Annotated in this window: 10 protein-coding genes and 1 pseudogene; 7 read left to right on the forward strand and 4 right to left on the reverse strand. The window is 62.6% G+C overall.

Annotated elements, in window-relative coordinates:
- Positions 1-303 (forward strand): ACT domain-containing protein (locus tag HP499_RS14660; protein ID WP_172324873.1); only part of this gene is annotated, 303 nt, incomplete at its 5' end.
- Here the strand turns inward: HP499_RS14660 and HP499_RS14665 are convergent.
- The 3 genes from HP499_RS14665 to HP499_RS14675 form a co-directional block, all read right to left on the reverse strand.
- Positions 300-899 carry a hypothetical protein gene (locus HP499_RS14665; protein WP_172324875.1) on the reverse strand — a complete coding sequence of 200 codons (600 nt, stop codon included), beginning with the start codon at positions 897-899 and terminating at the stop codon, positions 300-302. The genes HP499_RS14660 and HP499_RS14665 overlap by 4 nt on opposite strands.
- 101 nt (positions 900-1,000) lie before the next feature.
- Complete coding sequence (locus HP499_RS14670; RefSeq protein ID WP_172324877.1) at positions 1,001-2,647, reverse strand: DUF349 domain-containing protein; 1,647 nt, start codon at positions 2,645-2,647, stop codon at positions 1,001-1,003.
- Between the two features lie 66 nt (positions 2,648-2,713).
- Positions 2,714-3,514 carry a peptidylprolyl isomerase gene (locus HP499_RS14675; RefSeq protein WP_172324878.1) on the reverse strand — a complete coding sequence of 267 codons (801 nt, stop codon included), beginning with the start codon at positions 3,512-3,514 and terminating at the stop codon, positions 2,714-2,716.
- Between the two features lie 209 nt (positions 3,515-3,723).
- Here HP499_RS14675 and hisS point away from each other — a divergent pair, with 209 nt between their 5' ends.
- From hisS to HP499_RS14690, 3 genes are all read left to right on the forward strand, one after another.
- Positions 3,724-5,070 carry a histidine--tRNA ligase gene (gene hisS, locus HP499_RS14680; RefSeq protein WP_172324880.1) on the forward strand — a complete coding sequence of 449 codons (1,347 nt, stop codon included), beginning with the start codon at positions 3,724-3,726 and terminating at the stop codon, positions 5,068-5,070.
- Positions 5,071-5,181: 111 nt separating this feature from the next.
- On the forward strand, positions 5,182-6,975 hold the full coding sequence (aspS, locus tag HP499_RS14685; protein WP_172324882.1) for an aspartate--tRNA ligase: 1,794 nt from the start codon (positions 5,182-5,184) through the stop codon (positions 6,973-6,975).
- Between the two features lie 82 nt (positions 6,976-7,057).
- Positions 7,058-7,876: a GNAT family N-acetyltransferase gene (locus tag HP499_RS14690; RefSeq protein ID WP_172324887.1), complete on the forward strand. Its 819-nt coding sequence runs from the start codon at positions 7,058-7,060 to the stop codon at positions 7,874-7,876.
- On the opposite strand, the gene HP499_RS14695 is transcribed toward HP499_RS14690, so the two are convergent.
- The gene (locus HP499_RS14695) at positions 7,873-8,469 is read right to left on the reverse strand and encodes a Vms1/Ankzf1 family peptidyl-tRNA hydrolase (RefSeq protein WP_172324884.1); all 597 of its coding nucleotides are present in this window, start codon (positions 8,467-8,469) and stop codon (positions 7,873-7,875) included. The genes HP499_RS14690 and HP499_RS14695 overlap by 4 nt on opposite strands.
- Before the next feature lie 42 nt (positions 8,470-8,511).
- Between HP499_RS14695 and HP499_RS14700 the strand changes: the two genes are divergently transcribed.
- The 3 genes and pseudogenes from HP499_RS14700 to HP499_RS14710 form a co-directional block, all read left to right on the forward strand.
- Positions 8,512-9,972 (forward strand): AAA family ATPase, encoded by a 1,461-nt coding sequence (locus HP499_RS14700; RefSeq protein WP_172324886.1) that lies wholly within the window; start codon positions 8,512-8,514, stop codon positions 9,970-9,972.
- A 217-nt stretch (positions 9,973-10,189) separates the two neighbouring features.
- Positions 10,190-10,810, forward strand: coding sequence for a 30S ribosomal protein S4 (rpsD, locus tag HP499_RS14705; protein ID WP_026540819.1), 621 nt, complete (start codon positions 10,190-10,192; stop codon positions 10,808-10,810).
- Between the two features lie 157 nt (positions 10,811-10,967).
- Positions 10,968-11,082, forward strand: a pseudogene (locus tag HP499_RS14710) (DUF948 domain-containing protein); the annotation flags it as partial.

Genomic DNA, 11,082 nt, shown 5'->3' on the forward strand with positions numbered 1-11,082 from the left:
CAGCCGGACAGAATCGTGGAAGTTGAATGGGCCCCCACCCAGTCGAGTGTCTTCCTGGTGGAAATCCAGGTGGAGGCATTGGACCGCAAGTCCCTGTTGTCAGATGTGACGCGGATTTTGTCCGAGAATCACGTGAACATCCTCGCTGCCTCTGTCCACACTTCGAGCGACAGGGTGGCGATCTCGAAGTTCGCTTTCGAGATGGGTGATCCCAAGTACCTGCACCACGTACTGAACGCCGTCCGGCGCATCGATGGCGTCTTTGATGTCTACCGCACCACGGGTAACAGGCGCCGCAGCTAAACGGACGAAAGTTCGGAGAGGGTGGCCAGCGCACGACGCTTGTGGGGAACACGGGGTGCTGCCTCCACAGCCAGTGTGAGGAGTCGTAGCCGGATGCCGAGGTCCTCCTTTGCAAGAAGGCGCCTCAGAGCAGGCAAAGCGCGGTCACTTTCGACGTGTAAAGCGATGTCCGCTGCGGTGCGGAGCGGACTGCTGACCAGCATTCCGCCGAGGCTTACGACGTCCATCTGTCCCAGCCGGACTTCATGAAGGCTGCAGGCTGTGCTTCCGCGCAAACTGGAAATGCGGTGCTTTGCATCCACCAGGAGCGACAAATGCTCGGGAGGTTTGGCGCAACCGTAGATCCACGCGGCGGTAAGGCGACCGGCAACGACTTTCGTCCGGATCCGTTCGGGGACTGAAAGGGCGGCTGCACGGGCCCGTAAACGATGGGTGACTGCGGTGCCCGGCGAGGCATAACTCTTCCCGTAGAGCGGTAGCAGGATACCGTCAAAGGCCATGCTCTGGAGTTCGTTCCAGGTAAAGATCCGGTTGGGGGAGTACAGCTCTGGGATAACCGGCTCCGATAACAGCGGGGCGGCGACAACGGGGTCCATCCACTGATCATTCCGTGCACCCGCACAAGCAGTACAGGCTCCGTTCCAGTTATGTGGATAACCGGAACGAAGCCTGCGGTACTGCAATATTCGGAAAAACGCTAGGCGAGATCGCTTGCCGAGCGCTGAATCTGGTCCAACCACGCCTGGCGGGCTTCCAGTGCCTCGCGGGCAGCCTTGATCCGGCGCTGGTCACCGGCCTTCTCGGCCTTCTCCAAATCGTCTTTCAGCCCCGCGATGGCGGCTTCGAGTTGGGAGAGCGCACTGTTGGTGCGGGCCTTGGTTTCAGGGTTGCTCCGGCGCCACTTCTCTTCTTCGGCTTCCTTGACAGCGTCTTCGACCTTGCGGAGCCCGGCTTCGATGCGTCCCATGTCCCCGCGCGGTACCTTGCCGGCATCTTCCCAGCGGTCCCTGATGGACTGCAGGGCCTTCTTGGTTGCGTTGAGATCCTTGATGGGCAGCAGTGCCTGTGCCTCGGCTACGAGCTGTTCCTTGACCACCAGGTTGGCGGTGTACTCCTGGTCGATTTGGTCGTTGGCTGCCTGACGGTTGCTGAAGAAGACATCCTGTGCGGCGCGGAAGCGGCCCCACAAAGCGTCGTCATCCTTGCGGCTTGCGCGCGGAGTGGCCTTCCACTGGTCCATCAGCCTGCGGTATTCACCGGCCGCGAATCCCCAGTCGGTGGATGATGAGAGGGCTTCTGCCTCCGCGATCAACGCTTCCTTGGCAGACTTGGCCGCTGAGTTGTTGCTGTCCAGCTGGGAGAAGTAGGCGCGGCGGTGGCGGTCAAAGACAGTGCGCGCCGAACGGAACCGCTTCCACAGCGCGTCCTCATTGCTTCGACCCAAACGTACGCCGCTCTTCTGCGCCGCTTTCCAGGTTTCAAACAACTCGTTCATGCGTGCGCTGGAGGTCTTCCACTGGATCTGCGCGGGATCCTGCCCGGCAATGGACTCTGCCTCAGCCACGATTGCTTCACGTGCAGCGAGCTCGCCGGCACGTACTGCCTCGTGTGCTGCCTTCTCTGACTTTTCCAGCTCCACGATCTGGGTGGAAAGGGCGTCCAGGCGTGCTTCGGCAGATCGAATGTCGCCCACCATGGTGCGCTCTGCAAGTTGCTCGCGAAGATGGGTGACCGTCTTTTGCATATCCGTGGCCGGAGCCTTGGATTCCACACGGTGCTCCAGGAGGACAACCTGGGCAATGATGTCATCGAACTTCCGGGCGAAGTAGCCAAGTGCTTCATCGGAGCTGACACCCGGATACTGGCCGACCGGGATTTCCTCGCCGTCCAGGGTCAGGAACACGTGGCCATCACCTTCAGCGCGGCCCCATTTGGCTGCCTCGGCAAGCGACGCGGCGGATACCGCAGGAGCGGCAGGAACGACGGCGGCAGGTGCCTTGGGGCGGGCCGCGAAGGCTGCAGGTGTGGGAGCGGCGGAGGGGGCCGGGCGGGGTGCTGCCGGCTCGGTTGCTACGGCTTCGGGCTCTGCCGTGGCCGCGGGGACTGCAACTTCCGCTGGGTCTGCAACTTCCGCGGGCGCCTCTTCGTCGGCGACCGCTGGCTCCTCGACCGCTGGCTCCTGTGCAGCTGATTGCTCCACGGAGCCTGCCTCCTCACCAGGGGTTGGTTCCTGCGCAGCTGACTGCTCCACGGAGGATTCCGCAGTTTCGGGGATGTTTGCCTCGACTGCTTCTTCTTCGTTGGCCACTACTGCTGTTTCGTCGGATTTCTGACTGTCTGTCACCGCTAAAAGTCTTTCGCTTGGAGGGACTGCTAAGGTAATGCACCCCGGGCCGGGGCCCGGGGCTGGTTACTTCAGAGAAAACGAGTCTATCGTGACAGGTGCCACAGGGGCGCCGTCGCTTGTGCTTTCGCCGCTTTTCAGGCCTGCGGCTGCGATGTTCGTGACAACATCCAACCCGCTGGTGACCTTGCCCACGATGGAGTATCCGCCTGCCGTGTCGGCCGGGATGGTGGTGTCCTTATAGACAATGAAGAACTGGCGTCCGTTGCCGTAGGCGTCGTTGCCGGTACGGGCCACGGCGATGGTTCCGGCCGGGTACTTGTTGTCTGCCGGAGTGTTTTCGAGGGGGCCCCATTTGTAATTGGCGTCGTCTGCGCCATCTTCGGAGGCTGCCCCGCACTGCAGGACCCCAAATGTTTCGGAGGTCGTCAGGCGGTGGCAGAATTTCCCGTTGTAGTAATTGGCATCGCTCAAGGACTTGAAGACCGCTGCGGCTTGGGGGGCCGCTGTCCCGTTGAGCTCAATACCGACTACGCCGCTGTTCAGGGCCAACTCGCCGGTGAAGGTCTTGCCCGCAGCGGTATCCGGACTGGGAACGTCGGGACTGTTCGATGCCGGCGCAGACGGGGATGCAGACGGAGAGCTAAGTCCCGCTTCGGCAGCAGCAAACTCTGCCTCGGTGGGGTTGGAGCTGAAGACCGTCAGTTGAAGCACGACGGCGAGGATCACAGCCGCTGTACCCGCACCGATGGCGATGGTGTTGTCGCGTTTGCGCCGCTTGCCCTGTTCCTGCCGCAGGGCACGCTTGGCTTCCATCTGCCTGATGCGCCGTTTCGCTTCGCGGTCATCCCGCGACCTTGTTGCCAAGAGTCCTCCTGATTGTGTCCACTTTCCGAGGCCGCCGACAGGAACCCGGGCTTGCTGCATTAGATGTGCACGCGCGGAAAGCATAAACTGGCTGCCGCACATAGTTTATGCATGACCGGCTGGACGCCCGCCCTGTAAACGCCGAACGGGCGTTTTAAAGCTGCGGGTCCCGTGCCAGCGTCAGCTTTCTTCGAGGAGACTTTTCCACCATGGCACGTACCGCCTCCCTGTCCGGATTCCCCGAGTGGCTTCCCCAGGAGCGGTTGGTGGAGCTCCATGTCCTGGACACGCTCCGCAAGACGTTCGAGTTGCACGGATTTTCCTCCATCGAGACCCGCGCGGTTGAAACAGTGGGACAGCTGCTCCGCAAAGGCGAGATCGACAAAGAGGTCTACGGGCTGAGCCGGCTGCAGGATGACGAGGGCGAGGCTGCGAAGTCAGATAAAGCGGACCCCAATGCTCTGGCACTGCATTTCGACCTTACTGTTCCGTTCGCCCGCTACGTGGTGGAGAACGCCGGATACCTGGCATTCCCCTTCCGCCGCTACCAGATTCAGAAGGTGTGGCGTGGAGAGCGGCCGCAGGAGGGCCGGGCCCGCGAATTCACCCAGGCGGACATTGATGTGGTGGGCGATGGTGAACTGCCGTTCCGTTATGACGTCGAGATTGCCCTGGTGATCGCCGAGGCACTGAGTGCTCTGCCCATCCCGGATTTCCGGCTCCGCATCAATAACCGGAAGCTGGCTGAAGGTTTCTACCGAGGCATCGGCCTGACGGACACAGCAGGAGTCCTGCGCAGCATCGATAAGTTGGAAAAGATCGGCGCCGCCAAGGTGGCCGGACTGTTGAAGAGCGAGCTCGGTGCCACGGATGAGCAAGCGGGGCTGGCCCTCCAACTGGCAAGCATCCGCACGGAAGATACGTCGTTTGTCCAGCAGGTACGGGCATTGGGAGTCACCGATGACCTCCTTGAGGAAGGCCTGAACGAGCTGGAGCAGGTCATTCAGGCTGCAGTGCAACGTGCGCCCGGCAAGGTGGTTGCCGATTTGAGCATCGCCCGTGGCTTGGATTACTACACCGGTACGGTGGTCGAAACCGTGTTGGTTGGCCACGAGCAGCTGGGTTCCATTTGCTCGGGTGGCAGGTACGACGCCCTTGCCAGCAAAGGGAACCGCAAGTTCCCCGGCGTCGGCCTGTCCATCGGCGTCACGCGGCTTGTTTCGCGAATCCTCAGCCAGGAATTGGCGATGGCCTCGCGTTCCGTGCCCACGGCCGTTTTGGTTGCCTTGAATACTGATGACAGCTGGTCTGCGGCGCAGGATATCGCCGCGCAACTGCGGGCCAGGGGCATTGCCACCGAAGTTGCCGCCAAGGCCGAGAAATTCGGGAAGCAGATCAAGTTCGCCGACCGGCGGGGGATCCCGTTCGTGTGGTTTACCGACGACGACGGCAAACACCAGGTCAAGGACATTCGCACCGGTGAGCAGGTGGACGCCGATCCCGCAGTATGGATGCCGTCCGAAGAGGATTTGTCCGTGCGCGTCACCACTGCCTGACGCAGACAGAGCTTGTTCCGCCGTTTGGCGGGAGCCGCGGCCGGGGCGGGTAAACTCGGACGGGACCGTCATTGCTGCGGTCCCTATAAATTTCATGCTGAAAGGAATGCTGTGCTGCGCACACATGACCTCGGATCACTTCGCTCCGAGCACATTGGACAAACCGTTACCCTGGCCGGCTGGGTGGGCCGCCGCCGTGATCACGGTGGCGTTGCATTCGTTGACCTGCGTGACGCGTCCGGTGTCGCCCAGGTGGTTGTCCGTGAGGAAGAGGTCTTCCATGGCCTGCGGAACGAGTACGTCCTGCAGGTGACGGGCACAGTCAACAAGCGTCCGGAAGGCAACGAAAATCCGGCTTTGGCCACCGGTGATATCGAGGTCATCGCTGACAAGGTGGTTATCCTCAACACCTCCGAGCCGCTTCCGTTCCAGATCGACGAGCACGTTGAAGTTGGTGAGGAAGCCCGCCTCAAGCACCGCTACCTGGACCTTCGCCGCCCCGGTCCCGCCCGCAACATGCGCCTTCGTTCGGAGGCCAACCGCGTGGCCCGTGAGCTGCTGCACCAGCGTGGCTACGTAGAGATCGAAACGCCCACGTTGACGCGTTCGACGCCGGAAGGCGCCCGCGACTTCGTTGTTCCGGCACGCCTCGCCCCGGGTTCCTGGTACGCCCTGCCGCAGTCGCCGCAGCTTTTCAAGCAACTGCTCCAGGTGGGCGGCTTTGAGAAGTACTACCAGATTGCCCGTTGCTACCGCGACGAAGACTTCCGCGCAGACCGCCAGCCGGAGTTTACCCAGCTGGACATCGAAGCGAGTTTCGTGGACCAGGACGACGTCATTGAGCTTGGCGAGGCAATCGTCAAGGCACTCTGGCAATTGATCGACGTCGAAATCCCCACGCCGATCCGCCGTATGACGTACCTCGACGCCATGGCCAGGTACGGCTCGGACAAGCCGGACCTCCGATTCGGCGTGGAGCTGACCGAACTTACGGAGTTCTTCAAGGACACCAACTTCGGTGTCTTCAAAGCGCCGTATGTCGGCGCAGTGGTAATGCCGGGCGGCGCTTCCCAGCCGCGCCGTACTTTGGACGGCTGGCAGGAATTTGCCAAGCAGCGCGGCCACAAGGGCCTGGCATATGTCCTCTTCAAGGAAGATGGCGAACTGGCCGGCCCCGTGGCCAAGAACCTTACGGAGACCGAGCGCGAAGGCCTCGCCGAGGCAGTGGGTGCCAAGCCCGGCGACTGCATCTTCTTCGCTGCCGGAGAGAAGTCCGCAGCCCGCGCCCTGCTCGGGGCTGCCCGCGTTGAAATCGGTCACCGCACCGGCCTGATCGACCCCAAAGACTGGGCATTCGTCTGGATCGTGGACGCCCCCATGTTCGAGCCCGCCGCCGCGGCCGTCGCTTCCGGCGACGTAGCTGTTGGCGGAGGCCAGTGGACGGCCGTGCACCACGCCTTCACCTCGCCCAAGCCTGAGTTCCTGGACACGTTCGACAAAGACCCGGAGTCGGCTCTGTCTTACGCCTACGACATCGTGTGCAACGGCAACGAAATCGGTGGCGGTTCCATTCGTATCCATGAGCGCGAAGTGCAGGAACGCGTATTCCAGCTCATGGGCCTGGACAAGGAAGACGCCGAAACCAAATTCGGCTTCCTGCTGGAGGGCTTCAAGTACGGCGCACCTCCCCACGGCGGAATGGCCTTGGGTTGGGACCGTGTGGTGGCTTTGCTCGCCGGCGTCGAGTCGATTCGCGATGTCATTGCCTTCCCGAAGTCGGGCAACGGTTACGATCCCCTGACGGCAGCTCCTGCACCGATTACTCCGCAGCAGCGCAAGGAAGCAGGCGTCGATTTCAAGCCTGAATCCAAGCCCGCAGCCAAACCGGACACCGCGTCCGAATAAACGGTTGCCAAAGGCTCTCCACTCCGGTGGAGGGCCTTTGGTTTTTTCGCCAGCGAGTTCTGTCAACGAAAGGTTGTGCTGGATCGTGGAGCAGGCATTCCTGGAGATGCTTATGGATAAGGCCTGGCCGGCCCTTGAGCGTGAAGACCTCGTGTGCGGAAACACGGCAAAATGGGTGCTCCGCGCTTCAAACGGGGTGACGCAGCGGGCCAATTCCGTGTGGCCGGCCGCCCCGGCAGATAGCGAAGGCAGTAGCGTTGCCGCCGTTGGGCTTGAGGCTGCCGCCGGCATCGAGGGCTCGGTCCGTGCTGCTTCCCAGTGGTACAGGCGCCGCCGGCTTCCCTTGATTTTCCAGGTCTTTGACGATCCCCGCAATGCTGCCCTCAATGGTGTCCTGGACCGGCAGCGCTTTACCAGGCAGTCCGAGACCAGGATCATGGTCCGCGGCGTGGAGGACGTGCCGCTGGGAGCATCAACAGTGGAAATCCTCGATCTTCCCTCCGCCGAATGGCTTCGCTTGTGGTGGTCGGTCGATGGCCGCGGCGGTGACGCCGAACTGTCGGTCGCCCACAAGATACTCACCGCTTGTCCGGCTCTTTACGCCATGGTGAGGAACGACGACGACGTTCCCGCCGCCGTCGGACGCCTCGCCTTGGTGGATGGTTGGGGCGGTATCTACAGCATGGCGACGTCAGCGCCGCACCGCAGGCGCGGATATGGGACCGAGGTGCTGGCGGCCTTGTTAAGTGCCGGCGCCGAGCGGAACCTGAAGGGGTTCTGGCTATTGGTCACTGCCGCGAACCATGGGGCGCAGTCGTTGTATTCACAGGCCGGATTCACTGATTCCGGCAGCTATCTTTACCGGCAGGCTCCCCTGAAACGGGCTCCCGGCGGCTGTTAGCCCATGGGGTCCGTCACGGTGATCCGAACCGAGCAGGCGTCTGTTGCCGCTTTCTGCAAGGCCGCCGCTTTGATGTCCTGGATGTCCAGGAAAGGCAACCGAGTTCGGCCCGTGAACCCTTCAAGGGCAGGTTGTGCGAGGACCTGATCCACCAGCGCCCTGTCGCCGCCGGGAACGATGTATTCCACTACATGTGCCGCGAAGATCCTGGCCGCATGCTCCGCCGTTGACCTGGCGTCAATAAAACGGTTGCCGCTCTTCGAGGCAAGGACGGTGGTGCCGGTGGCCGCAGCCACAGCGTATCCGCCACGGCGGACCAGCACCATGCCCAGCCCGCGTTCCTGGGCTGCCAACGAGGCAAGGCGTTGAAGCTCGTTCTGTCCCCTGCCGGGGCGACCGTCCGCGGGCCAAGGAGCCCTCAACAGCGCAGTTACGCCGTCTGCGGCGCGAAGAAGCAAGCCGGCGTCGTCGAAGTCTTCCACCACGTGGCCGTGGCCGGCAGCAAACCGGTCAGCCCAGCCGGGGAGCCTGGCGGCGGACACCAAGGCTGTCCGTTTGGCCTGCCGGCGCGGGGCTGATGCTTGGCGGTCCATGGCCGATGTCTCCTTTGCTGGAACTATGAGTAGCCTATCCATGTGGAAGATCTCTTTGGTGCCGGTGCTGATAACGACGACGAGTCGGAGGATCTGCCCGCCACGCCGCATTCACCCGGAGGGCCGTCCGATGCGCATTGGATGGCGTCGCAGCGCAGTCCACTGGCAGTGCGGATGCGCCCCCGTACCCTGGACGACGTCGTGGGACAGCAGCATCTGCTGGGCCAGGGTTCGCCACTGCGGCAATTGGCAGCAGGTGCCGAGGCTGCCGGGCCCGCGGGACCCAGCTCAGTGATCCTTTGGGGCCCGCCCGGAACCGGCAAGACTACGCTCGCGCATGTCATCGCCCGTGGGCCAGGACGTAAGTTCGTTGAACTTTCTGCCATCACCGCCGGAGTCAAGGACGTGCGGCGTGTCATGGACGAGGCCTTGACCGCACGTGATCTCTACAAGAAAACCACCGTCCTTTTCCTGGACGAAATCCATCGCTTCAACAAGGCCCAGCAGGACGCACTGCTGCCTGGTGTCGAAAACCGGTGGGTGGTGCTGGTGGCCGCCACCACGGAAAATCCCTCCTTTTCCGTGGTGTCTCCGCTCCTGTCCCGCTCGCTGCTGCTGACGTTGAAACCGCTCACCGATGACGACATTTCCGGTTTGCTGCAGCGGGCAGTGGCTGACGGCCGGGGCCTTGCCGGCCGTGTGGAACTCAGTCCCGAGGCGTTGGACCACCTCGTTCGCCTCTCCGGGGGTGATGCCCGGAGGGCGCTGACTGCACTGGAAGCCGCCGCCGGGGTCGCTTTCGGCGACAACACCGCCGTCGCCGACGACGAACCCGGACTTCCAGGCGACGGCGCCCCGGACGCTCCAGTACTGGTGGAATTGCGCCATACGGAGCGTGCCCTGGACGCAGCCGCGGTGCGCTATGACCGCGCCGGCGACCAGCACTATGACGTCGCCAGTGCCTTCATCAAGTCCATCAGGGGGTCGGACGTCGATGCTGCCTTGCACTACCTGGCACGCATGCTCGAAGCGGGGGAGGACCCGAGGTTCGTAGCGCGGCGGATCGTGATCTCAGCGGCCGAGGACGTCGGAATGGCCGATCCCACAGCCTTGCAAACGGCAGTGGCCGCGGCGCAGGCAGTGCAATTGATCGGTATGCCGGAGGGCAGGATCGTTCTGGCAGAAGCTGTAGTGCACTTGGCCACTGCGCCCAAGTCCAATGCTGCCTACATGGGCTTGAACAAGGCGGTGGCTGATGTCCGCGCCGGATTCGGCGGCGGTATTCCCATGCACTTGCGTGATGCGCACTATCCGGGCGCTAAGCAACTGGGTCATGGGAAGAGCTACAAGTACGCGCACGACGAACCACACGGCGTGGCAACCCAGCAGTATCCGCCGGATGATTTGGTGGGTAGGGATTACTATCAGCCCACCAATAACGGTGCCGAACGGGATATTGCCGCGAGGTTGGAACGGCTCCGCAAGATCGTGCGCGGCGAGTAGGGCGGCGAACCCTTGCGGTGGAGGAGCCGCAGGGCGTCGACTCCCTAGTGCGTGGTAGTATGGATCCTTGTCTGGCATGGCCCGACGCACAATCCCTCTGAAGATTCCTTGATGAGTGCTGTGCGCCCGGGCTAGTAGCAAGAGGCAGCGGTTGGCCGATGCTCTCCCTGATGGAGGCCAGTAACACTGACACACCGCAGTAATTGGAAGGACACAAGTGGCTAACAACACTCGTGCTCGCCGTACCGCACGCCTTTCGCGTGCACTCGGCATTGCTCTGACCCCCAAGGCCGCCAAGTACATGGAGCGCCGCCCGTACGGCCCCGGTGAGCATGGCCGTGCCCGCAAGAAGCAGGACTCCGACTACGCCGTACGTCTGCGCGAAAAGCAGCGTCTGCGCGCCCAGTACGGCATCCGCGAAGCCCAGATGACCCGTGCCTTCGAAGAAGCACGCCGCACCAAGGGCCTGACCGGTGAAAACCTGGTTGAGCTGCTCGAAATGCGTCTGGACGCCCTCGTGCTCCGTGCAGGCTTCGCCCGCACCATCGCACAGGCCCGCCAGCTGGTTGTGCACCGCCACATCATGGTTGACGGCATCCGCGTGGACCGCCCGTCCTTCCGCGTTGGCGAAGGCCAGCTCATCCACGTTCACAGCCGCTCCGAGGTCATGCCCCCGTTCCAGGTGGCAGCTGCAGGCGCACACGTTCTGAACAACGTACCGCCGTACCTGGACGTCAAGATCGACGCCCTGCAGGCACGCCTGGTTCGTCGTCCCAAGCGCTCCGAGGTCCCCGTGATCTGCGAAGAGCAGCTCGTCGTCGAATTCTACGCTCGCTAAATTCGTACAGCGCATACAAAGAAGCCCGTGGCACCTGCCGCGGGCTTCTTTGTATGTCAGGTAGCGGTCCAAAGTGGGTAAGGTACTGGGGAGGCCTTGTCCAACGCCGTGATGCGGCTGGTGCAGGGCAGTGCAACAACCCTAGGAGAAGAGTTCTATGTCTGGTGGCGACATCGCCGGCCTCATCGCAGCAGGAGTCTTCGCGCTCCTTGTGTTGTTGTTGGCTGTGCCTATCTTGAAGCTTGGTGGCGTTTTTGACGAGGTACGCACCT

Source organism: Paenarthrobacter sp. CM16, from assembly GCF_013179505.1.
Classification (GTDB): Bacteria; Actinomycetota; Actinomycetes; order Actinomycetales; family Micrococcaceae; genus Arthrobacter.